This window comes from Labedaea rhizosphaerae (assembly GCF_004362825.1).
Classification (GTDB): Bacteria; Actinomycetota; Actinomycetes; order Mycobacteriales; family Pseudonocardiaceae; genus Labedaea; species Labedaea rhizosphaerae.
Genome location: NZ_SNXZ01000001.1, coordinates 1,838,400 through 1,863,029 on the forward strand (window position 1 = coordinate 1,838,400; position 24,630 = coordinate 1,863,029).

23 protein-coding genes and 1 pseudogene are annotated in these 24,630 nt (G+C 69.9%); 13 read left to right on the forward strand and 11 right to left on the reverse strand.

Annotated features, from left to right (window positions below; genetic code table 11):
* Position 1 precedes the first annotated feature (1 nt).
* The 5 genes from EV186_RS08875 to EV186_RS08895 all read left to right on the forward strand — a co-directional run bounded on the left by EV186_RS08875 (position 2) and on the right by EV186_RS08895 (position 4,926).
* On the forward strand, positions 2 to 1,015 hold the full coding sequence (locus EV186_RS08875) for a GNAT family N-acetyltransferase (RefSeq protein ID WP_133848506.1): 1,014 nt from the start codon (positions 2 to 4) through the stop codon (positions 1,013 to 1,015).
* Between the two features lie 57 nt (positions 1,016 to 1,072).
* Positions 1,073 to 2,776, forward strand: coding sequence for a GMC family oxidoreductase (locus tag EV186_RS08880; protein WP_133848507.1), 1,704 nt, complete (start codon positions 1,073 to 1,075; stop codon positions 2,774 to 2,776).
* A 59-nt stretch (positions 2,777 to 2,835) separates the two neighbouring features.
* Positions 2,836 to 3,537, forward strand: a complete 702-nt coding sequence (locus EV186_RS08885) for a class I SAM-dependent methyltransferase (RefSeq protein WP_133848508.1) — start codon at positions 2,836 to 2,838, stop codon at positions 3,535 to 3,537.
* Entirely contained in the window at positions 3,534 to 4,223 is a 690-nt protein-coding gene (locus EV186_RS08890; RefSeq protein ID WP_133848509.1) for a class I SAM-dependent methyltransferase, read from the forward strand. Before EV186_RS08885 ends, EV186_RS08890 begins: the two co-directional genes overlap by 4 nt.
* A 148-nt stretch (positions 4,224 to 4,371) precedes the next feature.
* Positions 4,372 to 4,926, forward strand: coding sequence for a dihydrofolate reductase family protein (locus tag EV186_RS08895; protein ID WP_133848510.1), 555 nt, complete (start codon positions 4,372 to 4,374; stop codon positions 4,924 to 4,926).
* On the opposite strand, the gene EV186_RS08900 is transcribed toward EV186_RS08895, so the two are convergent.
* Positions 4,923 to 5,360 carry an ester cyclase gene (locus tag EV186_RS08900; protein ID WP_166659061.1) on the reverse strand — a complete coding sequence of 146 codons (438 nt, stop codon included), beginning with the start codon at positions 5,358 to 5,360 and terminating at the stop codon, positions 4,923 to 4,925. The two genes, EV186_RS08895 and EV186_RS08900, sit on opposite strands and share 4 nt — an antisense overlap.
* A 73-nt stretch (positions 5,361 to 5,433) precedes the next feature.
* On the opposite strand from EV186_RS08900, the gene EV186_RS08905 reads away from it, so the two are divergent.
* From EV186_RS08905 to EV186_RS08920, 4 genes are all read left to right on the forward strand, one after another.
* Positions 5,434 to 6,123 (forward strand): TetR/AcrR family transcriptional regulator C-terminal domain-containing protein, encoded by a 690-nt coding sequence (locus tag EV186_RS08905; RefSeq protein ID WP_133848512.1) that lies wholly within the window; start codon positions 5,434 to 5,436, stop codon positions 6,121 to 6,123.
* A gap of 75 nt (positions 6,124 to 6,198) precedes the next feature.
* A complete protein-coding gene (locus EV186_RS08910; protein WP_133848513.1) occupies positions 6,199 to 7,161 on the forward strand; it encodes an MBL fold metallo-hydrolase in 963 nt (320 codons plus the stop codon).
* On the forward strand, positions 7,140 to 8,615 hold the full coding sequence (locus tag EV186_RS08915; RefSeq protein ID WP_133848514.1) for an FAD-dependent monooxygenase: 1,476 nt from the start codon (positions 7,140 to 7,142) through the stop codon (positions 8,613 to 8,615). Before EV186_RS08910 ends, EV186_RS08915 begins: the two co-directional genes overlap by 22 nt.
* A gap of 256 nt (positions 8,616 to 8,871) precedes the next feature.
* Positions 8,872 to 10,380, forward strand: a complete 1,509-nt coding sequence (locus EV186_RS08920) for an FAD-binding oxidoreductase (protein ID WP_133848515.1) — start codon at positions 8,872 to 8,874, stop codon at positions 10,378 to 10,380.
* 1 nt (position 10,381) lies between these two features.
* Here EV186_RS08920 and EV186_RS08925 read toward each other — a convergent pair whose 3' ends face one another.
* The 3 genes from EV186_RS08925 to EV186_RS08935 form a co-directional block, all read right to left on the reverse strand.
* Complete coding sequence (locus tag EV186_RS08925; protein ID WP_133848516.1) at positions 10,382 to 11,407, reverse strand: hypothetical protein; 1,026 nt, start codon at positions 11,405 to 11,407, stop codon at positions 10,382 to 10,384.
* A 140-nt stretch (positions 11,408 to 11,547) separates the two neighbouring features.
* Positions 11,548 to 11,838 (reverse strand): type II toxin-antitoxin system RelE family toxin, encoded by a 291-nt coding sequence (locus EV186_RS08930; protein WP_133848517.1) that lies wholly within the window; start codon positions 11,836 to 11,838, stop codon positions 11,548 to 11,550.
* Positions 11,839 to 12,102, reverse strand: a complete 264-nt coding sequence (locus EV186_RS08935) for a type II toxin-antitoxin system prevent-host-death family antitoxin (RefSeq protein ID WP_166659062.1) — start codon at positions 12,100 to 12,102, stop codon at positions 11,839 to 11,841.
* Positions 12,103 to 12,258: 156 nt separating this feature from the next.
* Between EV186_RS08935 and EV186_RS08940 the strand changes: the two genes are divergently transcribed.
* Entirely contained in the window at positions 12,259 to 13,863 is a 1,605-nt protein-coding gene (locus EV186_RS08940; protein ID WP_133848519.1) for a restriction endonuclease, read from the forward strand.
* Here EV186_RS08940 and EV186_RS08945 read toward each other — a convergent pair.
* Positions 13,864 to 14,142: pseudogene (locus tag EV186_RS08945) on the reverse strand (restriction endonuclease); the annotation flags it as partial.
* 215 nt (positions 14,143 to 14,357) lie between these two features.
* On the opposite strand from EV186_RS08945, the gene EV186_RS08950 reads away from it, so the two are divergent.
* Complete coding sequence (locus tag EV186_RS08950; RefSeq protein ID WP_133848521.1) at positions 14,358 to 15,014, forward strand: alpha/beta hydrolase family protein; 657 nt, start codon at positions 14,358 to 14,360, stop codon at positions 15,012 to 15,014.
* 47 nt (positions 15,015 to 15,061) lie between these two features.
* Positions 15,062 to 15,571: a DinB family protein gene (locus EV186_RS08955; protein ID WP_133848522.1), complete on the forward strand. Its 510-nt coding sequence runs from the start codon at positions 15,062 to 15,064 to the stop codon at positions 15,569 to 15,571.
* Here the strand turns inward: EV186_RS08955 and EV186_RS08960 are convergent.
* From EV186_RS08960 to EV186_RS08985, 6 genes are all read right to left on the reverse strand, one after another.
* Positions 15,558 to 16,220 carry a MarR family transcriptional regulator gene (locus EV186_RS08960; RefSeq protein WP_133848523.1) on the reverse strand — a complete coding sequence of 221 codons (663 nt, stop codon included), beginning with the start codon at positions 16,218 to 16,220 and terminating at the stop codon, positions 15,558 to 15,560. The genes EV186_RS08955 and EV186_RS08960 overlap by 14 nt on opposite strands.
* A gap of 54 nt (positions 16,221 to 16,274) precedes the next feature.
* A complete protein-coding gene (locus EV186_RS08965; RefSeq protein WP_133848524.1) occupies positions 16,275 to 17,813 on the reverse strand; it encodes a plasmid pRiA4b ORF-3 family protein in 1,539 nt (512 codons plus the stop codon).
* A gap of 53 nt (positions 17,814 to 17,866) precedes the next feature.
* A complete protein-coding gene (locus tag EV186_RS08970) occupies positions 17,867 to 19,543 on the reverse strand; it encodes a plasmid pRiA4b ORF-3 family protein (RefSeq protein ID WP_133848525.1) in 1,677 nt (558 codons plus the stop codon).
* Between the two features lie 12 nt (positions 19,544 to 19,555).
* On the reverse strand, positions 19,556 to 21,001 hold the full coding sequence (locus EV186_RS08975) for an aldehyde dehydrogenase family protein (protein WP_133848526.1): 1,446 nt from the start codon (positions 20,999 to 21,001) through the stop codon (positions 19,556 to 19,558).
* 62 nt (positions 21,002 to 21,063) lie between these two features.
* Complete coding sequence (locus tag EV186_RS08980; protein WP_208115504.1) at positions 21,064 to 21,513, reverse strand: toll/interleukin-1 receptor domain-containing protein; 450 nt, start codon at positions 21,511 to 21,513, stop codon at positions 21,064 to 21,066.
* Positions 21,510 to 22,454, reverse strand: a complete 945-nt coding sequence (locus EV186_RS08985; protein ID WP_133848528.1) for a hypothetical protein — start codon at positions 22,452 to 22,454, stop codon at positions 21,510 to 21,512. Before EV186_RS08985 ends, EV186_RS08980 begins: the two co-directional genes overlap by 4 nt.
* A gap of 619 nt (positions 22,455 to 23,073) precedes the next feature.
* Between EV186_RS08985 and guaA the strand changes: the two genes are divergently transcribed.
* A complete protein-coding gene (guaA, locus tag EV186_RS08990; RefSeq protein ID WP_133848529.1) occupies positions 23,074 to 24,618 on the forward strand; it encodes a glutamine-hydrolyzing GMP synthase in 1,545 nt (514 codons plus the stop codon).
* Positions 24,619 to 24,630 lie beyond the last annotated feature (12 nt).

Genomic DNA, 24,630 nt, shown 5'->3' on the forward strand with positions numbered 1-24,630 from the left:
CGTGAAGCGAGTCGTCATAGCGAGCCGCGACGGCGTGGTGCTCGCCGAGCCGCTGCCGCGCGACCAGGACTTCCTCGAGGTCGACGCGGACGGGGCGTTCCAGGTCGACCCGGATCCGCGGCCGATGCCGTTCAACCCGACCCTCGGCAAGCTCGTCCTGCTCGACGCGCGCAGCGGGCAACTGATCGGCGATGTCGGCTGGACCGGCGTGCCGCTGGGGCCGTCGATGGCGTGCTTCGCGTTCAACATCGGCATCGACCTGCTGCCCGCCGCGCGCGGGCGTGGCTTCGGGACGACGGGCCAGCGGCTGCTCGCCGAGCACCTGTTCGCCACCACCGACGTGTTCCGGATCGAGGCGTCCACCGACGTGGCGAACATCGCCGAGCAGAAAGCGTTGCGCAAGGCGGGTTTCCGGGTCGAGGGCGTGATCCGCGGCGGGCAGCTGCGTGGCGGCCGACGCCGTGACCTCGTGCTCTTCAGCCTCCTGCGCACCGACGTCGAACAGCCGGACGGCAAGCGCGCGGTGCTCGCGAGCCGGGACGGCGTCGCGCTGGCCGAGGCCCGGCACGGCGACCGCGAGGCGGTGCACACGGTGTCCGACGGCGCCTTCGGCCTCGACGAGGACGACCGGGTCTCGCCGGTGGCGCCGCCGCCGGTCGGCCGGCTCGCGGTGACCACGGCGGACGTCGACGAGCTGCTCGGCATGGTGAGCTGGCACGCCGTCGGCTACGGCCCGGGCGTCGGGTGCGCGTCGTGGAACATCGGCATCGAGCTCGTGCCGGCCGCGCGGGGCCGCGGCGCCGGGACGACCGCCCAGCGGCTGCTGGCCGAGCACCTGTTCGCCACCACCGAGCTCGACCGGGTGGAGGCGGGCACCGACGCCGACAACATCGCCGAGCAGCGGGCGTTGGAGAAGGCCGGTTTCCGTCGTGACGGCGTGGTCCGCGGCGCTCAGCTGATGGGTGGTGAGCGCCGGGACATGGTGCTCTACGGGATCTTGCGAAGCGACCTGTAACCTGCGGTAACACGATTGGACCTGGCGGTTCGGCGCGCGCGCCCTTAACCTCGCGTTATGCAACTGGCCAGTAACTTCGACTACGACGTGGTCGTGGTCGGCTCCGGGTTCGGCGGCAGCGTGGCCGCGTTGCGGCTGACCGAGAAGGGTTACCGGGTCGCCGTGGTCGAGGCCGGGCGCCGCTTCGCCGACGACGAGTTCGCCAAGACGTCGTGGGACCTGCGCCGCTACCTGTGGGCCCCTGCGCTCGGTTGTTTCGGCATCCAGCGCGTGCACATGCTCAAGGACGTCATGGTGCTGGCCGGCGCGGGCGTCGGTGGCGGCTCACTGGTCTACGCCAATACGCTCTACCGCCCGCTCAAGGCGTTCTACGCCGACAAGCAGTGGTCGCACATCACCGACTGGGAGGCCGAGCTCGCCCCGCACTACGACCAGGCGAGCCGCATGCTCGGCGTCGTGGAGAACCCGACGATCACACCGTCGGACGAGGTCATGCGCAAGGTGGCCGCCGACATGGGGGTCGCCGACACCTACCACCAGACGCCGGTCGGCGTGTTCTTCGACCGCCCGGGCCAGACCGTGCCGGACCCGTACTTCGGCGGCGCCGGGCCCGCGCGCACCGGCTGCACCGAGTGCGGCTCGTGCATGACGGGCTGCCGCGTCGGCGCGAAGAACACGCTGGTCAAGAACTACCTGTACCTGGCCGAGCAGGCCGGCGCGCAGATCATCCCGCTCACCACGGTGACCGGTCTGCGCCAGCGCGCGCAGGGCGGGTTCGACGTCGACCTGCGCAAGACCGGCACCCGTTCGCGCCGGTTCCGCGCGACGATCACGGCCGGGCACGTGGTGCTCGCGGCGGGCACGTGGGGCACGCAGAACCTGTTGCACGCCATGAAGGACAGCGGCGCCCTGCCGCGGTTGTCCGATCGGCTCGGCGAGCTGACCCGCACCAACTCCGAGTCCATCCTCGGCGCCGCGCGGCTCAAGGTCGACCCGGACCACGACTACAGCCAGGGCGTGGCGATCACGTCGTCGTTCCACCCGGACGAGAGCACCCACATCGAGCCGGTGCGTTACGGCAAGGGCAGCAATGCCATGAGCCTGCTGCAGACGTTGTCCACCGACGGCGGGTCCGAGGTGCCGCGGTGGAAGCAGGCCCTGGCGTACGTGCGCAAGCACCCGATCACGACGTTGAAGCTGCTCAACGGTTACCGCTGGAGCGAGCGGACGGTGATCCTGCTGGTGATGCAGAGCCTGGACAACTCGATCACCACGTACACGAAGAAGGGTTTGTTCGGGCGGCGCAAGTACACGTCGAAGCAGGGGCACGGCGAGCCGAACCCGAGCTTCATCCCCGCTGCGTTCGAGGCGACCCAGCGCACGGCGGCGCACATCGACGGCGTGGCCGGCGGGACGTGGGGCGAGCTGGCCAACATCCCGCTGACCGCCCACTTCATCGGCGGCTGCCCGATCGGCTCGGACGCGTCGTCCGGGGTCATCGACCCGTACCACCGCGTGCACGGCTATCCGGATCTGTCCGTTGTGGACGGAGCGGCGATCACCGCGAACCTCGGCGTGAACCCGTCGCTGACCATCACCGCGCAGGCTGAGCGCGCGTTTTCCTTCTGGCCCAACAAGGACGAGGCCGATCCCCGTCCGGCGCAGGAGGACGGTTACCGCCGGATCGCGCCGGTCGCCCCGGTGCGCCCGGCCGTTCCGGAATCGGCGCCCGGCGCGCTGCGCCTGCCCATCGTCCGGTGACCGACGTCCAGCCGACGCTTGTGGAATAACCCCTTGTCACGCGCCGATAGCGTGGGCCCATGACCACTGGGCATGTCAACGACTACGACGGGTTCGCGCAGGAGTACGCCACGGGCAACGAGGTCAGCTCCTACAACGCGTACTACGAGCGGCCCGCGATGCTCGGGCTCGTCGGCGACGTGTCGGGTCTGCGCGTGCTGGACGCGGGTTGCGGCGCGGGCGTGTTCGCGGCCGAGCTGGCCGGGCGCGGCGCCGAGGTCACCGGCATCGACATGAGCGAGAACCTGCTCGCGATCGCCCGCTCCCGGGCGCCCGGCGAGTTCCGCCGGCACGACTTGACCGAGCCGCTGCCGTTCGCGGACGCGTCCTTCGACCTCGCGGTCGCCTCGCTGGTCATGCACTACATCGAGGACTGGGTGCCGCCGCTGCGCGAGCTGCACCGCGTGCTGGCACCGGGCGGCCGGTTCGCGTTCTCCACCCACCACGTGTTCATGGTCAAGGAGCTCACGGACAACGACGACTACTTCGCCGTGCACCAGTACGAGGACCAGTGGGTGCGCGGCGGCCGGGTCATGCACATGCGGTTCTGGCACCGCCCGTTGCGCGCGATGTTCGCCGACTTCGCCGAGGCGGGCTTCACCGTGTCGCGGTTCATCGAACCGGACCCGGACCCGGCGCTGGCCGACCGCGACCCGGAGGACTTCGCCGTGCTGGCCAAGCAGCCGCAATGCATGCTCTTCGAACTGGTGCGCGGCTCATGACCGAGGTCAACGACTACGACGGTTTCGCGCGGGACTACGCGCGCAACGCGGAAACCAACCCCTACAACGCCCTTTACGAACGACCCGCGATCCTCGCGCTCGCCGGCGAGGTCACCGGCCGCCGGGTCCTCGACGCCGGGTGCGGTCCGGGCGTGCAGGCCGCGCAGCTGGCCGCGCGCGGCGCCACGGTCACCGGCGTCGACCTCAGCGCGGACCTGCTGGCGATCGCGCGCACCCGGTCGGACGGCACGTTCCTCCAGCACGACCTGACCGAGCCCATGCCGTTCGCCGACGCTGAGTTCGACCTCGTGCTGTCGTCGCTGGTCATGCACTACCTGGCGGACTGGGTGCCGACGCTGCGCGAGTTCCACCGGGTGCTGGTGCCGGGCGGAAGGGCCGTGTTCTCCACCCACCACCCGGTCATGGACCTGCGGGCCGCCGGTACCGACGACTACCTCGGCACGTACGAGTGGGAAGAGGAATGGCCGCGCGGCGGCCGGACCATGCGGATGCGCTTCTGGCACCGCCCGCTGCGGGCGATGTTCGCGGCCTTCGAGCAGTCGGGCTTCGCCGTGTCCCGCTTCGTCGAACCGGACCCCGATCCGGCGATGGCCGAGTCGTCGCCGCGCGACTTCGCGAACTTGTCGCGCCGGGCGCAGTTCCTGCTCTTCGAACTGGTGCGTTGAGCACACCAACACGTGCAAGCTGCACTAGCGGAACCCACTGTCCGGTCACTTAGGGTGACGACGTCGGTCGCGAGAAAATCGCCCGGGTCCATGTAGAGAACGCGCGCCCGGCTCCGACCAACGGTCAAACCACGGACAAGGAGCGGACATGCGGAAGATCATCTACTGGGTGCACACCTCGGTCGACGGGTTCATCGCGGGCCCCCACGGCGAGTTCGACTGGCCGGCGATGGGCCCGGAGCTCTCCGCGTACGCCGACGAGATGGACGACCAGATCGACACGTTCCTCTACGGCCGGGTCGTCTGGGAACTGATGGCCTCGTACTGGCCCGACGCCGACAGCAACTCCGACGACTCCCACACGCGGAACTTCGCGCCGAAGTGGCGGGCGTTCCCGAAGGTCGTCGTGTCCAGAACCCTCACCGAGATCGGCTGGAACGGCCGCGTGGTCGACGACCTCGGCGAGGTCGCCGCGCTGAAGGCCACCGAGGGCAAGGACATCCTGCTCACCGGGGGCGTGCAGCTGGCCTCGTCGCTGACCGCCAAGGGCCTGATCGACGACTACCGCGTGGTCGTGCACCCGGTCGTGCTCGGCGGCGGGCCGAAGCTCTTCCCGAACCAGGACGCGCGGCTGAACCTGCAGCTCACCGACACCCGCACGTTCGACGGGCGCTCGGTGCTGCTGCGCTACGTGCCCGCCTAGCCGATGCGGCCCACGGTGGCGAGCTCGTCGTCCGAGCCGACGATCCCGAGCTGCTGCAGGACGGCGAGCCGGTCGCCGAGACCCCACGTCTCGACGACCTTCCCGTCGGCGACCCGGAGCACGTAGTACGCCTCCGAGGTGAACCCCTTGCCGGTCGGGGCGCCGCGCCGGTAGTCGCCCGTGTTGGTCGCCGAGACCCGCAACCGGACCACCACGCGGTCGTCCTCGGCGATCATGTCCTCGACGTCGAGGCGCAGGTCAGGGAAGGCGGCAAACGCTTGCTCCATGGCCTTGGCGAAGGCGCCCGGGCCCTGTGTCGGCGCGTCGACGACCACGGCGTTGTGCTCGACCACGTCCGGCGCGAGCTGGTCGAGCTTGGCGAAGTCGCGGGCGTTCAGGGCGGCGAACAGCTCTTCGGCAACGGCCTTGATCACGATCTCGTCCTTCTCTCTTACGCTGTAAGACAGACTATGCTCTTACGGTGTAAGAGAGTCAAGGGGTGGTGAGTTGGCCAAGCTGAGCCGGGAGGCGATCCTCGACGCCGCCGTGCGGTTCGTCGACGAGCACGGCATCGCCAAGCTGTCCATGCGCAAGCTCGGCGCCGAGCTCGGCGTCGAGGCGATGACGCTCTACTACTACCTGCCGAACAAGGAAGCCCTGCTCGACGGCCTGGTCGACCACGTCACGTCCAGCGTCGACCTCGTCGCCCGCGGCGGCGAGCAGTGGCCGGACTTGTTGCGCCGCATAGCGGTCAGCCTGCGCGCCGCGTTGCTCGCGCACCCCGGCGTGCTGCCGCTGGTCTCGACGCGGCCGGTGCTCTCGGGGTCGTCGCTGGATGCCGTGGAAGGCGCGCTGAGCGTCCTGTACGCCACTGGTTTCACCGCGCGCCAAGCGCTTGACGCCCTCAACATCATCGGCACGTTCACCGTCGGCCACACCCTCGCCGAGGCGGGCCGCACGCCCGGCCACGAGGACGCCGATCCCGACCTGGACGCGTTCGTGTCCGAACTGGACGGTGCGCGCCACCCCCTGTTCGCCGCGGCCGTGCGGTCCGGTGGCGGGACGAACCACGCGGAACGGTTCGCGCTCGCCATCGACATGCTGATCACCGGAATCGGCGCCGGGCGGGCGACTGGTACCGGCCACGGCAGGGCCACCAACGCCGAGCGGGCCGTGTCGCGCGCTCGACGTCCATGACCTCGCCGCCGGCGCACTCGGCCGCATCCGTCGGCGGGACTGGCCTTCGCCGGTGATCGCGGGCAGGCTGGCGGCATGGCAACGAAGCCGTTCGCGTCGAGTGCCGACACCGCACCCAAGACCGAGACGTTCGCCGAGCTGGCCGACGGCGTCTACGCGCTGACCGCCGAGGGCGACCCGAACGTCGGCGCCATCGAGGCCGAGGACTTCCTGGTCTGCTTCGAGGCGCGGGCAACGCCGGTCGCCGCTTCCCGCTGGCTCGCCCAGCTGCGCGAACGCACCGAGAAACCGATCCGCCACCTGGTGCTGAGCCACTACCACGCGGTCCGGGTGCTCGGTGCGTCCGCGTTCAGCGCGCAGGAGATCATCACCCACACGCGGACCCGCGAGCTGATCGCCGAGCGCGGGCAGCAGGACTGGGACAGCGAGTTCGGCCGGATGCCGCGGCTGTTCGAGGAGCCGTCGAGCATCCCCGGCCTGACCTGGCCGACGCTCACCTTCGACGACCGCATGGTGATCCCGCTCGGCGGCGATCGCGGTGACCTGGTGCTCCAGTACTGCGGGCGCGGGCACACGGCGGGCGACATCGTCGCGTGGCTGCCCAAGCACCGGATCCTGTTCGCCGGTGACCTGGTGGAGGCGCAAGCCGCCTTGTACACCGGCGATGCCTTCCACAACGACTGGGCGACGTCCACTTTGGACAACGTGGCCGCGTTGGGGGCCGAGCACCTGATCGGCGGGCGCGGTGCGGTGGCCTCGGGGGCGCAGGCGGTGGCCGACGCGATCGCGTCCAGCAGGCACTTCCTCGACGAACTGCGCCGCACCGTGCGCTGGGTCCACGACGGCGGCGGCGCGCTGGCCGACGCCTTCCGCGCCGCGCACACCGCATTGGTGGCCGACTACGGCGGCTGGCCGATCTTCGAGCACTGCCTGCCGTTCAACGTGCAGCGCTACTGGGACGAGTGCGACGGCATCGACTGGCCGCGGATCTGGACCGCCGAACGGGACCGCGAGGTATGGGACGCACTGCAGGGCTGAGCCCGGTCGTTGTCGTCGGCGCCGGCCCGGTCGGCTTGGTCGCCGCTCTTCTGCTTGCGCGGCAGGGGGTTCCCGTGACCGTGCTGGAGGCGGCCGCCCGTCGCGAGGTGGTCGGCAGCCGGTCCATCTGCGTGCAGCGCGACGTGCTGGACATCCTGGCCCGCGCCGGGGTCGGCGACGCGATCGCGGCGGCCGGGGTCACCTGGTACACCGGGCGGATCTACCACCGGTCCCGGCAAGTTTCCGAAATCACTTTTCCACAGGCGCCGCAGGGGAGTTATCCACCGTTCGTCAACATCTCGCAGACGGATGTGGAAGACCTGCTGGAACAACGCGTGCAGGCCGAACCCTTGATCGACCTGCGTTACGACCACCAGGTGACCGCCATCGCCCAGGACGCACACGGCGTGACCGTCCACGCGCGCGGTTGCTCGTTCCACGGCACGCATTGCGTTGCCGCCGACGGGTTCCACTCCGCGGTCCGCGAGTTGCTGGGCCTCGGTTTCGAGGGGCACTCCTACCCGGACAAGTTCCTGATCACCGACATCGAGGCCGACCTCGGTGCGTCGGTGCCCGAGCGCCGGTTCCACTTCGACCCGCCGGGCAACCCGGGGCGGCAGGTGCTGGTGCACCCGCAACCGCGTTCGGTGTGGCGGATCGACTGGCAGGTGCCGTCGGACTTCGACCTGGAGGCTGATCGCACGGGTGGCGGTCTGGACTCCCGCGTCCGCTCGATCATCGGCGAGCGCCCGTACCGCCCGGTGTGGTTGTCGGTGTACCGGTTCCACCAGCGCCTGGCGTCGCGGATGGCGGTCGGCCGGGTCCTGTTGGCCGGCGACGCGGCCCACGTGATGAGCCCGTTCGGGGCGCGCGGCATGAACTCGGGCATCGCCGACGCGGAGAACGCGGCGTGGAAGATCGCCTGCGATCGCCGTGGTGCCGGACCGGGACTGCTGGCCTCCTACGAACACGAGCGTGCCGCGGCCGCGCGTGAGAACCTGCGGATCACCGGTCGCACCATGCGGTTCCTGGTGCCCGGCACCGAAGCGGACCGCGCGCACCGGGCCGAGGTGCTGGCCCGCTGCGCCGACGACCCGGCGGCGGCCGCGCAGATCGACTCCGGGAAGCTGGCGGAGCCGTTCTGGTACCTGGACTCGCCGCTGACCACCCGATCGGGGCCGGTGGAGAACTTCCCCGTCGAACCGGGCTCACGACGTCCTGTGGTCCCCGGCGTGCTGTGCCCGGACGCCGTCCTGCCGTCCGGCAAACGCTTGCGGTCGGTGTTGAAACCTTCCTTCACCGTCGTCGCCGCGACCGGCGTCCCCAACTTCGACACGGTGATCGTCCCGGGCTGGTCGGGCTTCACCTTGGTCCGCCCGGATGGCCACATCGCGGCCATGGTCACCGATCCGGCCGACCTGATCGCGGCCCACCGAACCGCCCTCGGCTGGTAACCACGGAAGGTTCCAACGGAACCTTCCGTTCGCAATCGAGGTTGTCCACAGATCCGCCAACCCGCATTTCCCCAGCTCAAACCCCGATAGACTGGTCAAGGGGGAGCCCCCGGAGGAGGGTGGGCCCTGCGCGCAGGTGATCAATTCGCGCGAGCAAATCCGGTCGGCTCGATCGGTGGGCTTTCCCCGCTGGTGATCGAATGCTCCCAACCTCGGCCATGGGCCGTGCGTCCTCTTGGGTGGAGGTGTCGGGGACGTGACGATCAGCAGGCGAAGCTTCCTGTACGCGCTCGGTGCGGGCACGGTGGTGACCGTGGCCGGGTGCACAGGTGAGCCGTCGGGGGCCGGGCCGAGCAGCACCGGAGCCACGACAACGACGACGACCGCGCCGCCGAGCACCAGCAGCGCGCCGTCCGGGCCGCCGAACTGGAAAGCCTTGCGCGGCAAGGTGTCCGGTGGGCTGCTGCTGCCTGACGACGACGGCTACCACGCGGCGAGCCGTGCGTTCAACCCGTTGTTCGACAACCACAAGCCGGCGGCGATCGCGAAGTGCAAGAAGCCCGCCGACGTGCAGGCCTGCCTGGACGCGGTGCGCGGGCGTGGCGTGCCGATCGCCGCGCGCGGCGGTGGGCACAGCTACGCCGGCTACTCCACACCCGACGACGGGCTCGTGCTCGACTTGCGCGGCATGGCGACGGTCGACGTCAAGGGCGACCAGGTCGAGGTCGGCGCGGGTGCGCGGTTGATCGACGTCTACGCCGGTGTCGCGCAGGCCGGACGACTGCTGCCGGCCGGCTCCTGCCCCTCGGTCGGGATCGCGGGCCTCACCCTCGGCGGCGGGATCGGCGTGCTGACCAGGAAGTACGGCCTGACCTGCGACCGGCTGGTGTCGGCCCGGGTCGTCACCCCCGACGGGCAGCTCGTCACCGCGTCGGCCGACGAGCACGCGGACCTCTACTGGGCGCTGCGCGGTGGCGGTGGCGGCAACTTCGGCGTCGTCACGTCGTTCACGTTCAGCACCGAGGACGCGCCGGAGCTGGCGGTGTTCTCGCTGCGCTTCCCGGCCGGCGCGACCGCGGACGTCCTGGATGCCTGGCAGTCGTGGGTCAAGGACGCCCCGCACGAGCTGTGGTCGAACTGCGTCGTGTCCGGCGGCAGCACCCCGACCTGCCGGGTCGGCGGGTGTTACGTGGGTTCGACGTCCGGCTTGTCCTCGGTGTTGTCGGGCCTGACGGCCTCGGTGTCGCCGAGCTCCCGATCGGCCATCGGCAAGTCCTATTTGGACGCGATGAAGTACATGGGCGGCTGCTCGTCGAAGAGCATCGACCAGTGCCACCCCGCCGCCGAGGGCGGCTCCCTGAACCGCGAGTCCTTCACGGCGTCGTCCCGCATGCTGGGCAAGGCGGTTCCGGGCGCCAAGATCGTGTCCGCGATGCGTGGCCACAGCGGGATGGACCTGCTGCTGGACTCCCTGGGCGGTGCGGTGTCCGATGTGGACCCGAGCGAAACCGCGTTCCCGCACCGCAACGCGTTGGCCAGCGCGCAGATCTACATGGGTGGCAGCGCGGCGAGCGCGGTCGGCGAGGTGCGTGGCGCCCTCGGTGAGCTGACCGGCCCCAACGGCTACGTCAACTACATCGACCCGAAGATGCCCGACTGGGGCAAGGCCTACTACGGCGACAACCTGGCGAAACTGAAGCAGGTGGCGCGGACCTACGACCCGGACGGCGTGCTGTCGTTCGCCCAGTCGGTGGCGAAGGCGTAGGTCAGTCGGCGATCATGGCGTGGTCGGGGGCGATCTTGCGGGCCCGCGCAATGGCGTCACCGAGCAGCCGCGGTGGCACCCCGCGCTTCGCTCCCGCCCACGGCAGATAAGCGTTCAGCACCACTGGCAACACCTTGCGCTGGTTCGTGTCCAGCTCCCGCTGCAACCGCGCCGCCATGCCCGCGACCCGCACCGGACTGACCCGCAACGGGTCCCCGTCGTCGGTGTCGCAGCCGTAGTCGACGATCATGCGGGCGCAGCGCATGATGGCCGAGGTTCGCTTGATCCCGTTGTCGTCCAAGAACTCCGCGACCAGGGCGTCGCGCCGCCGGTCGGGCATCGCGGGCGCGCGGCGCGGGCCGGGCAAGGCGCGGCAACGGGCCAGCGCGAGCAGCCGGTAGCGCGCCACGGAGTCGTCCGGTGCCAGGCCGGGCCGGGTCGCCGTGGCCGCGAGGCCGTCCTCGATGGCGGCGCGGGCGCGCGCCGGGGGCAGCGCGGTCAGCCGCAGCGCGCCGTCGCTCGCCGCGACCTCCTCGCGCACCCCGGCCAGCACGCCCGCCGGGTCGTCGATCAGGTACAACGCTTTGGCCCAGCCCGCGACCCGCTGGTCGAACACCAGCTGCGCGACGATGCCGTGCTGCGTTCCGTTGCGCTCGAACGAACACAACACGGAAACGGTGTCGCCCAAGGCTTCCTGGTACTGCCAGCACTCACCGACGGTGACCGCGTCAAGGGTTTTCACCCAGGCCGGTGGTCGGCCACGCAGCCCGGTGAGCTGTTCGGCGGCCCGGGTGCGGTCGGTCTTGTCCTCGGCGAGCGTGCGCACCAGGTGCAGCAACGTCATGGCGTCGGACTGCTTGGCGACGACGGCGTAGTCGATCAAGGTGGCGGTGCCGCCGCACTTGCCGACCAAACCGGATAAAAGAGCTTCCGCCGCGAGCGCGTCGGCCCGCGAGAGCGAACCGGCGATTTCCCGCACCGCCGTGCCGAGGATCTGCTGGCTCTCGGCGACGGCGCTGCTGACCACCCCCGGCATCCTGCCAGTCACGCGACTCGGACGGCGTCACCCGATCGGTCAGACTCGCCGTCGCCCTTCGTGCACGATGGTGTCGGCTCAGGTCTGCCGCGAAGAAAGAGCTATCCGCACCATCGCCCAGAACTCGGGCGTCAGCGGCGCATCTTGCGCTTCAGCACCTCGTAAACGTCGTCTCGGGTGCTGATGGTGATGACCAGGACGATCAACCGTCCATCGTCGACGGAATAGCAGATCCGGTAGTTACCGACCCGGACTCGCCACACACCCGGATATCCCGTCAGCTGCCGGCAACCCGGCGGTCGCGGCTCGGCGCCGAGGTCTTCGATGGTGTCCTCGATAATCTCGGCGTCCTTCGGTTGCGACTTGTTAAGTTTGCCGAGGAACTTGTCCGCTGAGCTGGTCAGCTCGATCTCGTACGACACTCAGTTGTCCCGGTTCACCGTTCGACGACGGAAGGGGACACGAGTCTCGGTGCCGGCAGCCAACGCGTCAAGCACCTCGCGTACCTGCTCACCGTCCACGAGTTCCTCAAGATCCTCGAGGAGCTGAGCACTGTGCGCGGGCACGACAGCGGCGGTCCGGCGGCCATGTTTGGTGAGGTAGGTCGTCTCCCCGCCGTATGCAGCACGGTTGGTGATCTCGGCCAGCTCGGGACGGGCATCCGTCACTGACATCTCTCGGCTCATGTACATAATGTACATTTCTTGCCCAGGCGGGGCAAGTCTGGTTCTCCTGAGTCAGCCGTACTCCATTCCGGCGATCCTTGCTTTCGCCCATCGGCACCGACCGCCGAACCTCCTACTTTGAGTGAGATATCGGTAGCGGTGAGCGCAGGGGGCGGCATGGTGCAGTCAGGTCGGGGTTCCACCAGGCCGCAGCAAGTCGCTGCGGCGCGACGTGCCGAGCAACAGCGTCGGAGGTGGGAGGAGCAGGAGCGCAAGCGCCTCGAACGTGAGCAGGCTCAGCAGCGCAAGGCCGCGGAGCGCGAGCAGCGAGAAGCGGAGCTGCAACGCAAGATCGACGACGCCGCCGCACGGACGGCGACCGTCGAGCGCCGACTGGCTGACCTCACCGGAATCGTCTCCAGGGCGGTCGCCCGGCCTACCGGTCCGCTGGACTTCGATGCGCTGAAGCCCGCGGCCCGGGAGCCGGTGCTGGACCTGGGTGCCGACGCGAAGCCTCAGCAACCGCCACGCTGGGAGACCTTCGCCCCGAACGTCCCAGGAATGGTCGGCCGAGCATTCGGCGGCCGAGCGCGATACGACCGGCAACTGGCCATCGCCAAGGATTCGTTCGCGCGAGCTCAGCAGGCCCATGACGAGCAGGAGACAGCCCGGCAACGGCGCGTGGTTCAGGCTCGTGAGCGACACGCGGTGCAAGTCGCGCAAGCGCGACGGGCCGTCGAAGAGCAGCACCAACGCATTGATCGGTGGCGGGCGGAGGTCTTGGCCGGCGATCGGCGTGCCGTGAGCGCCTACTACCAGCGCGTCATCGACGCGGTGCCCGTCCCCGATGGCTTCCCGTCAGCCCGGCGGGCAGCGTACGTACCGGAATCGACCCTGTTGCTGATCGAATGGGATCTGCCGGGTACCTCCGTGGTCCCGGCGGAGAAGGAATACCAGTACATCAAGACCCGGGATGTCATCGAGGTCCGCAAGTCGCGGCCGGCTGAGGAAATCCGCCGCACCTATCAGAGCATCGTGTCCCAGGTGGCGTTGCAGGCGCTGCACGTGGCGTTTCGCGCCGATCCGAGGTCACTGGTCGAGACGGTGGTGTTCAACGGCGTCACCGAGGCCGTCGATCCAGCCACCGGTCAACAGATCCGTCCGTACCTGATCACGCTCAGGGCGACCCGCGAACACTTCGGCAAGGTCAACCTTGCGCAGGCAGACCCGGTGCAGTGCGTCCGCAAGCACTTCGCGGCCGAGGTGTCGGACCACCCCGAGGCGCTGACGCCGGTCGAACCGTTGTTGCACTTCGACATGGCTGACCCAAGGATCGTGGACCCGCAGGACGTGATCAGCGGGATGGATCGCAGGCCCAACCTCATGGACCTGACGCCCAAGGAGTTCGAGAGTTTCGTCCAGAACCTGTTTGACCGCTTGGGATTCGATACGAAGCTTTTCCAGGCCAGTGGTGACGGCGGCATCGATTGCATCGCCTACGACCCCACGCCGATCCGCGGTGGCAAGTACGTGATCCAGGTGAAGCAGTACAGCAAGACGGTTCCGCCCACCGCCGTTCGGGACCTGTTCGGGACGGTTCACGATCAGGGCGCGACCAAAGGCATCCTGATCACGACCAGTGGATTCGGGCCGTCCAGCCACGAGTTCGCCAACGGCAAACCGTTGCAGCTCTACGACGGCACGCGATTGCTGGGTCTGTGCAGGCAGATCGGCATTGAGGCACGCATCGTGATGCCACCCAAGGGAAAGCGGACGAAGTAGTCAGCCGGTCTCTTCGGCGAGCGTCCAGACCTGTTTGAGCGGCACGTCGCGCTGGATGTCGGCGGGCAGCTCGTGGTAATGCGCGAAGAGGCCGTCGAGCACGTCCTCGGAGGTCCACACCTTGATCGCGAACCGTTGAGTGGATAGGTAGCGTTTCGCGTCCTTGGTGATGCCACCCCACGCCACGAGCAGGCCGTGGTCAGCTGCGTGGGTCGACATGGCGCCCTGGAGTTGCTGCACAACGGGGAGTCCGACGTTGCCTGCTTCGGACTTGACTTGTACAGCGCAGTTCCTCCACGGGGAGCACCTCTACGACCCGAAGTTTCTCCCTTACGGATCGCAGTCGATCCCGCTTGCGGCTGTCTTCGCGGTGCTGGGCGTCGACGCGCAAACCGTCGGGCCAGAAAGGATCGCCCGTTGGCACTGGCCCGCGGCTCCGGAGGGCGTCACCCGATCGGCCAGACTCGCCGTCGCCCTTCGTGCACGATGGTAGCGTGACCGATCCCGCAGAGCTTCCGTTCGTCCTGGACGTCCCCGCCGACGGCGTGCACCGCACCGAGTTCGAGCACGGCGACCTTTACCTGCCCGAACCGAACGCCGAGCCGCGCCCGACCATCGTGTTCGTGCCCGGCCCGACTCCCGGCGACGCGCGCGGCTGGCCGGTGTACGTCGGCTACGGCCGGCTCGCCGTGCACCACGGCGTGCACGCGGTCGTGGCGAAGCTCGGCTACGAACGGATGGACCAGGCGGCGCAGGTCGCGGACCGGCTGCCCGGCGTGCTGGCGGCGATCCGCGCGCGGCCCGAGGTGGCTGACGCCGTGGCGCTGTGGGCGTTCTCCGGCGCTGGGCTGCTGGTCGACCGCTGGCTCGCCGAGCCGCCGCCGTGGCTGCGGGTCGTCGGGCTGACCTACCCCGTGTTCGGCGCGGTGCCGCCGCTCGCGCCCGGGCTGCCGGTCGTGCTCACCCGGGCCGAGCTCGAAACGCCGCAGCGGCTCGCGCGCGTCGACGAGTTCTCGGCGGCGGGCGGCGAGGTCGAGGTGATCCACGCGGTCGGCGGCCGGCATGGATTCGACCTGCTCGACCACACCGAGGAGTCGCGCGCGGCCGTCACCGCCGCCATGGCCGCGGTGTGCGGTCACCTCGGCGCGTAGGGAATATTCACGTGCCACTGCCCCCTGCTTCGACCGAGGATGACGCCATGACCTGGACCGCGCCCGCCGTCGCGCGCCCGACCGGCGCGACCGCCGCCCCCGAGCCGACGATGCTGGCGGAGTACGTGGACTGGTGCCGGGCGACGCTGCTGCACAAGTGCGCCGGGCTGACCGGCGACCAGTTGGCGTGCCGGGCGAACCCGCCGTCGACGCTGTCGTTGCTGGGCCTCGTCCGCCACCTGGCCAAGGTCGAGCGCATCTGGTTCCGCGAGCGCTTCCTCGACGAACCGCACGAACGCATGTACCCCGGCGACAAGGACGCCGACTTCCACGACGCCGATCCGGCGAAGGCCCAGGAGGACTACGAACGCCTGCTGGCCGAACAGCGCCGGTCCGCCGAGGCCGTGCGCGGCCACGACCTGGACGCCACCTTCGACCTGGGCGGCGAGCCGTTCTCGTTGCGCCTGGTCTACCTGCACATGATCCAGGAGTACTCCCGCCACAACGGCCACGCGGACTTCCTGCGCGAGCAACTGGACGGCGTCACCGGCGGCTGACCTCGCCGCTCTCCGCGACGAGCCACAGCTCGATGCCCGCTCGCGCGAGCACCGGCCCCACCTCCGCGGCCAGGCTCTCGTAGCGCGGGAACGACGGGAAGGCGGCGACCACCCGGTCGTCGCCGTGCTTGGCGCGCAAGCGAAGCGCGCTGAACACCGCCTCGGCCATCCAGTGCTTTGCCTGGACCGTCGGATTGGTGCGCTTCTTTTCGTGAGCCCGCGCCGGGTCGGCGTAGACCGTGGACGGCCAGCCCTTCACCTCGATGTGCAGCGTGCGACCGTCGAGAGTGGCCACGATGTCGGTCCCGCGGGCCTTGGTCGCGGTGTCGGCGACCGAACGCACGTACGCGCCGAGCCGCCCGAGGTGCTGGACCACGAGCCCGACGACCTTGCCCTCCCAGAACCACTCGTCCTGGTACCCGGAGTCCGAGCGGGGCGCCGCCGCGACCAGCGACGGCAAGGCGCCGGTGCTCCGATTCACGATCGGCCGGAACGCGTCGTCGCGGTGGATCAGCTGTTCGGCGGCGAGCTGACGGCACACCTGGTTGATGGCCGGGTGCAGGGCACCGGTGAGGCGCGCCAGGTCGGCGTCGGTCAGGCCTTCCGGGTGGTCGGCCAGGAGTCGCAGCACGTCATCGCGTCTGGTCACGCAGGGGATACCGCTGCGCGGCACCGTCCCGTTTCACCCGGGACGCGGCGGCCTTCACTCGGGGGCGGTCAGGGCGCGCAGGGTCGCGTCGATGCGCGCCGGGTCGAAGTCGCGGCCGGTGCTCGGCGATGGCTGCCGGCCGCCGAGGCAGGCGACGGGGCGGTCGTTGTCGGGCGGCTCGACCTTTTCGAACTTGATCACGTGCCGCCACTGCTCGGTGTGGTCGTAGATGTACATGAGCTTCCCGCCTGGCTTCGCCGCCACCTGCGACACCCCGACCGCCCGCTCGTCGAAGTCGAACTCCTCCAGTTCGTAGGGGATGCTGGCGATCAGGCCGTTGATCAGGAAGATGTGCTCCTGGCTGTCGTCCCATTCGAAGGCGATCTGCAGCACGATGTGCAGTTCGGCCAGCGACATGTCGCCCGGCACCCGCAGCCGCCGCCAGATCGGCGGTTTCGCCCCGGCCACGTCCACCCGCAGGATGTAGCTCTCCTGCCGGACCTCGGGCAGCCACAACAGGATCGCCTCTTCGCTGTGCTCCCGCGCGCACAACTCCGTGTCGGCCATCAGGCGGGTGCGGGCGGCCTCGGTCAGGCCGCGGCGCTGCGCCGCCCACTCGGTGAAGGCCACCGCCACCTTCGTCAGCGCCTCGATCTCCGGGATGGCCGGGTTGTCGGCCAGCGCGTGCGTGAAGAACCCGTCGACCTTCAGGACACTGGCGCGCAGCGGGTCGCCGGGGTCGGTCATGGCGCCGTACTCGATGAACCGGCGCGTGTACCGGCGAACCAGCTCGGTCGGCTCCAGGTCGGTCTCGGCGAGGAACTCCTCGGCCAGCTTCGCCTGCTCGGCGCCGGTGAGCGGCGTCGGCGCGACGGGTTCCGGCAGCAGCCGGCAGCGGGCCAGCACCAGCGCCCGGTAATCGGGCAGCGTGGCCTCGGGCGCGTCCGGATCCAGCCGCTCCGGCACGAGGTCGGTCACCTGGAAGGCGTTCTCGATCAGCCTGCGTGCCTCGGCCGGGTCGAGTTCCCGCAGTTCCATCAGGTCCCCGTCGGCGTCCTCGGCGAGCATCCGGCGGGCGTCGGCCAGGGCCTGGTCCGGCTCATCGGTGAGCCACGCGTCCGTGGCGTACCCGCCGAGCGGCTGCGACCAGTCGATCAGCACCGACAACGCGTGCGGCCCCATCGGCCCGTCGAAGCGGCAGAACACCGACATGACGTCGCCGTACGCGTCGCCCCAGCACCAGCAGCCCTCCAGCGACGCCACGCCGATGGCGTCGGCCCACACCGGGGCCGGCAGGCCGAGGCCGGCCAACTCGCGCACGGCGGCCGCCGCCTTGTCCGCGAGCTCCACCGGAGCCACGGCCGTCACCGCTGTCAGCAGCGCGCGAGCCCGCGCATCGGCGGTGGTCCGCAGGTGCTCGACCACGGAGTCGCCGATCACGCCCACAGCGTCGGGTGCGGCGAGCCACCAGGTGCCGAGCAGGCTCGACGTCCACACCTCGACCGCCATCGGGTCGCCGGTGGCGTCGACTTCGGCGAAGTCGGCGAGCATCTCGGTCATGGCCGTCGTGAGGTCCGGGTCGCCAGCGTCCATGCGGGCCCATGCTTCCAGGGCTCGTCGAGGTCCGTCCGATCAGGGCGGTCGCGTCACCACTCGGTGAACCTCGCGCGCAGCGCCGCGTCCACCGCGGCGACGTCGAACGCCTCCAGGTCGGGCACGATACCGTCGAACCACTCGAGGACCACGTCGTGGTGCGGGTGCTCGGGGTCCGCGGCCGCCGCGACCTTCGCCGACCAGCCCACCGGGCCACCGCTGTCCTCCATGGGTGCGGCCCGGCGGCCGTCGAGGCAGGCGATCGGGTGATCCGCGTCCGGTGGCTCGACCTTCTCGACCCGCAGCAGGTGCGTCCAGTTGTCGCCGTGGTCGTAGACGTATTCGAGCTTGGCTCCCGGGTTCGGCGCCACCTGCGAGATCGCGACCTCGGTCTCGTCGAGGTCGAACTCGACCGCGCCGTCCGGGTCGCCCGCGGTGAGCGCGCCGAAGGCGAACGTGTGGAGGTGGCTGCCATCCCAGTCGAAGGCCACCTGCAGCACCTCGTGCAGGTCGGCGAGCGTGAGGGTTCCCGGGACCCGAAGCCGCCGCCAGATCGGCGGTTTCGACCCCTCGAGGTCGACCCGGATCACGTAACTGTCCTTGCGTGGCGACGGCAGGTCGATCCAGCCGAAGTCACCGTCGCGGAACTCGGCCGCGCTGCGCTCGACCTGCGCCATCAGGGTCTCGATCGCGCGGTCCGGGAAGCCACGCCGCGTGGCGGCCCACCGGGTGTAGGCGATCACCACGTCCGGCATCGCCTCGATCTCGGCGGGCGTGAGCTCCGACTCCACCGCGTCCTGCAAGAACTCGTCGGCCAGCGCCGCGCTGACCCGCCGCGGGTCGCCCGTGTCGCACTCGCTGCAGAACTCGACGTACCGTGCCGCGCACCGCCGGGCCGCCCCGTCCGGATCGAGACCGGCGTCGGCGAGGAACTCGCGGACCAGCTGTTCTTGTTCCGCCGCCGTGAGTTCGGCCGCCCCGGTCGGCTCCGGCAACAGCCGGGCGCGGGCCAGCACGAGCGCGCGGTAATCGGCCAACGTGTCGCTGACCCGCCGCGGCACGAGGTCCGTCGCGCGGAAGCCGATCCTGATCAGCTCGCGCGCTTCGGCCTGGCTGATCGGCTCGATCCGCAGCAGCTCCGCGTCCGCCGACTCGCTCAGCGCGGTCCGTGCCTCGGCCAACGCCTGCTCGGGATCGCCGACCACCCACGCGTCCTCGGCGAAGGCACTCGATCCCACCCGGTTGATCAGCACGCAGGTCGCGTGGTCGCCCATCGGCCCGCCGAACCGGCAGAAGACCGTTTCCATGTCACCGAAGACGTCGCCCCAGTGCCAGCACTCGCCCGGCGTCGCGGCGCCGATCGAGTCGGCCCAAGGGGGTGTGGGCACGCCCGCCTTGGTCAGCTCTTCGGCCGCCTCAGCCGCGGCCGCCGCCAGCTCGCCCGTGGCCAGTGCGGACACGCCGGTCAGCAGCGCGAGGGCGTTCGCGTCACCCACCTGGACGGCGTGCTGGACGACGTCCCGTCCGATCGTCTCGGTGCCCGCCGGACCGGTCGACCACCACATGCCGAGCATCGCCGAGGTCGTCAGCTCGGCCTGCAACGTGTCGGGGGAGCCGACGACGTCGGCGAACGACGCCACCATCGCGTCGAACACCTCGCTGATGCTCGGCTCGCGCAGTGGCGTCGTGCGCCGCTTCTTCTTGGTCCGTTTGCGGCTGGTGGGGCTCATCGACCCAGGGTCTCAGAGGTCCAGGCCCGTCAGCACCATGACCTGGTCCTCGCAGAAGTCGGTCATGGCCGAGCGGACGCCTTCGCGGCCGGTACCGGAGCCCTTCACGCCGCCATAAGGCATCTGATCGGCTCGGTAGGACGGAACGTCTCCGATGACGACGCCGCCGACCCGCAGTTCGGCCGCCGCGCGGAAGGCCAGCTGGACATCGTGGGTGAAGACGCCGGCCTGCAGGCCGTACTCCGAGTCGTTGGCCAGGGCGAAGGCCTCGTCCACACTGTCCACAACGGACACAACCAGAACGGGACCGAACACCTCGTCGCGCACCACCTTCGCGTCCGCGGGCACGTCGGCCAGCACGGTCGGGTCCACGGTCGAGCCCTTGCGGGCGCCGCCGGTCAACAGGGTCGCACCGGCGGAAACGGCTTCGTTGACCCATTCCTCGACGCGGCGGGCTTCCTTCTCGTCGATCAGCGGCCCGACCTCGACCTCCGGGTCGTGCGGGTCGCCGGTGCGCAGGGCACGCACCGCGCCCACGAGCTTCGGGACGAAGTCGTCGGCGACGGCGCGGTGCACGATCACCCGCTGCACGGCGATGCACGACTGCCCGCCCTGGTAGTTGCCGAAGGTCGCGATCCGCGCGGCCGCGCGGTCGAGGTCCGTCCAATCAGGACAGACGATGGCCGCGCTGTTGCCGCCCAGCTCCATCACGACGTGCTTGCGGGGCGCCGAATCCATCAGCCCCCAGCCGACCGACGTCGACCCGGTGAACGAGATCACCGGCAGCCGCGGGTCCTCGACCAGCGACGACATCGCCGAGCCGCGCACCGGCAGCACCGAGAACGCCCCGGCCGGCAGGTCGGTCTCGGCGAGGATCTCACCCAGGATCAACGACGAGAGCGGGGTCGCGGACGCGGGCTTGACGATCACCGGCGCGCCCACCGCCAGCGCGGGCGCGACCTTGTGCGCCACCAGGTTCAGCGGGAAGTTGAACGGCGCGATCGCCAGCACCGGCCCGCGCGGGCGGGGCCGCACCACGGCGACCCGGCCCTCGCCGCCGGCATCGGTGTCCAGGCGCTGCAGCTCACCGGTGAAGCGGCGCGCCTCCTCGGCGGCGAACCGGAACGTGGACACGGCGCGGGTCACCTCGACCTCGGCCCACTTGAGCGGCTTGCCGTTCTCCGCGGTGATCGTCTCCGCGATCTCCTCGGCCCGCTCCTGCAGGGCGCGCCACACGTGGTCGAGCGCGGCCGCCCGCACGTGGGCGGGAGCTGCCCGGAATGCCGGGAAAGCCGCGTGGGCCGCCGCGATCGCACGCTCGACCTGGTCCGGACCGGGGACCGCGACGGTCGCCACCTCGGTGTCGTCGTGCGGGTGGGTGACGATCAGTTCGTCCTCTCCCGGTTCGGGCCGGCCGGCGATCCAGCACGGGCGGGGTTGTGGGGTGAACGCGTCCATACGCTCACCGTAGGAGGTCCCGCCCGGTGATGCGCGGTGTCGTCGCGGCCGACGGCCGAGGACTACCCGTCGAGCAGTTTGCGCACCATCTCGACGACGGCCTCGGGTGAATCAGCCGCGAGGCTGGGGAAGCCCCGTGCCCGTGGTGGCACGAGGTCCGAATTGTCGAGGTTCAGGATCCACAACCGGACCGCACCTGCCTGGTGGCGTTGCAGGGCCATGTCGAGTTCGTCAAAGCAGTACTTGCTGGCTGCGTACGCTCGGCTCCACAAGACGATGATCAGGTCCGCGGCCTCGATGGCGTCCTTGATGACCGACTGGATGGTGCGATCCGACGGCGGAGCCACTTCGTCGAAGATCAACCGCAGCTGACTCGTCTTCAACAGCGCTTCCAGCGGCCGTGCGAACCTGATGTCGGCTCGGGCGCGGCTGATGAAAACCGTGCGGGGTCTGCGCGCCGACGCGCCGAGGTCGCGCACGTAATCGGTCAGCATCGCGTTCGCGATCTTCATTGTCTCGCCTGCCGAGTTCCGTGAGGCAAGGGCCGAGACATCGATCTCGGGCTGACGTGGGTCCAATCGCGGCGCTTGAAGGCCCGCGCGGCGGCGCCTTCCAGGAAGGTGAACGGGACGAGCGGTTTGTGCCGGGCGGCGGCGAGGTGCAGGATCGTGTTGGCGGTCTTGTCGGGCTTGCCGCCGACCGCGACCACCACGTCCGCCTCCTCCATTGCCATCAGTTGGCAGAGGACCCAAGCCTGAGCGGCGGCTTCCGCGCCTTCCACCTCGGGGCCCGGGTAGTGCCAAACCTTTATTCGGTCGGCGGCGTCGCTTCCCAGCAACTGCAACATTTGACTGAACTGTTCGGAAACCCGGTCGCTGCGAGGCATGTGCATGTGGGCCGTGCCGTCGCGGCGAGGGGACTCGAAGTAGCCTGCGAGGGCATAGAAATCGGCCGAATCAGGAAACGGGCTGCAGACGACGAGGTCTGTGCCGGAATCGGCTATGTGCTTGCCCATCTCCCGGCAGAATTGCGCGAGTATGGGCTCCTCATAGTCCTTCCAGTCCGTCTCGCCGGAGACCCCGCCCAGCACGAAGACCGAATGCACGCGGTTGGTATCCCCGGGGTCTTGGTCCGGCAGCTGCTCCACGGGTGCGCCGGTCTCCGACACCAGGTCCCACAGGTGCTTGATCTTGGCCGTCTCGGCTTCGCCGGAGCGAGCAGGGACGCTCATCTCTGCGAGGGCGACGACGATGGGACGCAGTGTGGCCCACTTCGTCTTGCTGGTACCGCGGAGCACCATCCCGATGGACTCGCGGCTACCCTTCCGGTCCCGCTTGCGAACCTGGCCTTCGATCATGGCCAGGCTAGGCCGACCCGAGGCGTCGTAGATCTCGTGGATGGCTTCGGTGAGGGTCCGCAGCGGTCCGGGAGGCAGCACGTCCTCGCCGGGCATGTCGACAGCCGTCGTGGCCTCCTCGTCCGAAACCGTCCAGATTCCGCAGTGTATCGCCCGTGGGCCAACGGGCGCCGTCAACTTCCGCACCAATTTCGTCCGAAACCGATTTCGGGCCGTTGACGGCGACAGACTCGGATCGAGTTCTTCGGTATTGCTCGATCCATTCGGAGTGGAAATGTCGGTGGTCTTCAGTCTCGGTGCGTTGGTCGCGTTTATTCTCGTGTATGCGACCCATGTAGCTCTCTCGGCGAACGACAGCAAAAGGCGGTCTGACGCGTACCGCGTTCTGCGCGTGTTGTGCTGGACGGTTGGTGTGACCTGTGTCTCCGTCGTGGCACGGCTTCACGTGGCAGGGATGCTGTAGCGATGCGCTTGTGCCACGGACCTGAGCTAGTGTATTAGCTGGCTGACCGATGATGGTGGCTAGGGTTCCGCCGCCCGTCCCAGAGGAAGGGGAACGGGCGGGTCTGGTTCGAGCGCCACGGAAAACCGGTGCACCACGCGCCGGCAGGCATCTCCGGGAGAGAAACCCAGGGAGGGACCGGTCGGCACACGAACACGTGTGCCGAACAGGTTCCGCCCGGTTCGCACACCCGGAAGATGAGAGGTGAGCCGAATGTCCCAACGGCCAGTCCTGGTCGTGGACTACGGGGCGCAGTACGCCCAGTTGATCGCCCGCCGCGTGCGCGAGGCGCAGGTCTACTCCGAGGTCGTCCCGCACACCACGCCGGTTGCCGAGCTGATCGCCCGCGACCCGGCGGCGATCGTCCTGTCCGGCGGCCCGAGCAGTGTCTACGCCGAGGGCGCGCCCGCGGTCGACCCGGCCCTGTTCGACGCGGACGTCCCGGTCTTCGGCATCTGCTACGGCTTCCAGGCCATGGCCCAGGCGCTCGGCGGCACCGTCGAGCACACCGGCACCCGCGAGTACGGCCGCACCGAGCTGGCCCCGCACGGCGGCGTGCTGCACGCCGAACTGCCCGCCCACCACCCCGTGTGGATGAGCCACGGCGACTGCGTGACCAAGGCGCCGGACGGCTTCACCGTCACCGCCGTGTCCGCGGGCGCGCCGGTCGCGGCGTTCGAGGACCGGGAGCGCTCGTTCGCCGGGGTGCAGTACCACCCCGAGGTCGCGCACTCCCCGCACGGCCAGGAGGTGTTGCGCCGCTTCCTGCACGACATCGCCGGCATCCGTCCGCAGTGGACCATCGCGTCCATTGTGGAGGACCAGATCGCCGCGATCCGCGCGCAGATCGGGGACGGCCGGGCGATCTGCGGGCTGTCCGGCGGCGTCGACTCCGCGGTCGCGGCCGCGCTCGTGCAGCGGGCCATCGGCGACCGGCTGACCTGTGTGTTCGTCGACCACGGGTTGCTGCGGGCGGGCGAACGCGCCCAGGTCGAGCGCGACTTCGTCTCCGCCACCGGCGTCAAGCTGGTCACCGTCGACGCGCGCGAGCGGTTCCTCAACGCGCTCGCGGGCGTCACCGACCCGGAGCAGAAGCGCAAGATCATCGGCCGCGAGTTCATCCGGGTCTTCGAGCAGGCCGAACTGGACCTCAAGGCCACCGGCGACTACCGGTTCCTCGTGCAGGGCACGCTCTACCCGGACGTCGTCGAGTCCGGCGGCGGCACCGGCGCGGCCAACATCAAGAGCCACCACAACGTCGGCGGCCTGCCCGAGGACCTCGAGTTCGAGCTGGTCGAGCCGCTGCGCGAGCTGTTCAAGGACGAGGTCCGCCGGGTCGGGCTCGAGCTCGGCCTGCCCGAGACGATCGTGCACCGCCAGCCGTTTCCCGGCCCGGGCCTCGGCATCCGGATCATCGGCGAGGTCACCGAGCAGAACCTGACGATCCTGCGTGCCGCCGACGCCATCGCCCGCGAGGAGCTGACCGCGGCCGCGCTGGACCGCGACATCTGGCAGTGCCCGGTGGTGCTGCTCGCCGACGTGCGCAGCGTGGGGGTCCAGGGCGACGGGCGGACCTACGGCCACCCCGTGGTGCTCCGTCCGGTTTCGAGCGAAGACGCCATGACGGCGGACTGGACCCGGCTACCGTACGACGTGCTCGAGCGGATCTCGACGCGGATCACCAACGAGGTGGCCGAGGTCAACCGGGTCGTGCTGGACGTGACCAGCAAGCCGCCGGGCACCATCGAGTGGGAGTGAGAGGGGACACCG

Excerpts from the sequence above, each read along its gene's own strand:
- EV186_RS08880 (WP_133848507.1), top strand. The coding sequence starts at position 1,073 with ATGCAACTGGCCAGTAACTTCGACTACGACGTGGTCGTGGTCGGCTCC.
- EV186_RS08885 (WP_133848508.1), top strand. The coding sequence starts at position 2,836 with ATGACCACTGGGCATGTCAACGACTACGACGGGTTCGCGCAGGAGTAC.
- EV186_RS08890 (WP_133848509.1), top strand. The coding sequence starts at position 3,534 with ATGACCGAGGTCAACGACTACGACGGTTTCGCGCGGGACTACGCGCGC.
- EV186_RS08895 (WP_133848510.1), top strand. The coding sequence starts at position 4,372 with ATGCGGAAGATCATCTACTGGGTGCACACCTCGGTCGACGGGTTCATC.
- EV186_RS08910 (WP_133848513.1), top strand. The coding sequence starts at position 6,199 with ATGGCAACGAAGCCGTTCGCGTCGAGTGCCGACACCGCACCCAAGACC.
- EV186_RS08915 (WP_133848514.1), top strand. The coding sequence starts at position 7,140 with ATGGGACGCACTGCAGGGCTGAGCCCGGTCGTTGTCGTCGGCGCCGGC.
- EV186_RS08935 (WP_166659062.1), bottom strand. The coding sequence starts at position 12,102 with ATGAGCCGAGAGATGTCAGTGACGGATGCCCGTCCCGAGCTGGCCGAG.
- EV186_RS08940 (WP_133848519.1), top strand. The coding sequence starts at position 12,259 with ATGGTGCAGTCAGGTCGGGGTTCCACCAGGCCGCAGCAAGTCGCTGCG.
- EV186_RS08955 (WP_133848522.1), top strand. The coding sequence starts at position 15,062 with ATGACCTGGACCGCGCCCGCCGTCGCGCGCCCGACCGGCGCGACCGCC.
- EV186_RS08965 (WP_133848524.1), bottom strand. The coding sequence starts at position 17,813 with ATGGACGCTGGCGACCCGGACCTCACGACGGCCATGACCGAGATGCTC.
- EV186_RS08970 (WP_133848525.1), bottom strand. The coding sequence starts at position 19,543 with ATGAGCCCCACCAGCCGCAAACGGACCAAGAAGAAGCGGCGCACGACG.
- EV186_RS08975 (WP_133848526.1), bottom strand. The coding sequence starts at position 21,001 with ATGGACGCGTTCACCCCACAACCCCGCCCGTGCTGGATCGCCGGCCGG.
- EV186_RS08980 (WP_208115504.1), bottom strand. The coding sequence starts at position 21,513 with ATGAAGATCGCGAACGCGATGCTGACCGATTACGTGCGCGACCTCGGC.
- EV186_RS08985 (WP_133848528.1), bottom strand. The coding sequence starts at position 22,454 with ATGCCCGGCGAGGACGTGCTGCCTCCCGGACCGCTGCGGACCCTCACC.
- guaA (WP_133848529.1), top strand. The coding sequence starts at position 23,074 with ATGTCCCAACGGCCAGTCCTGGTCGTGGACTACGGGGCGCAGTACGCC.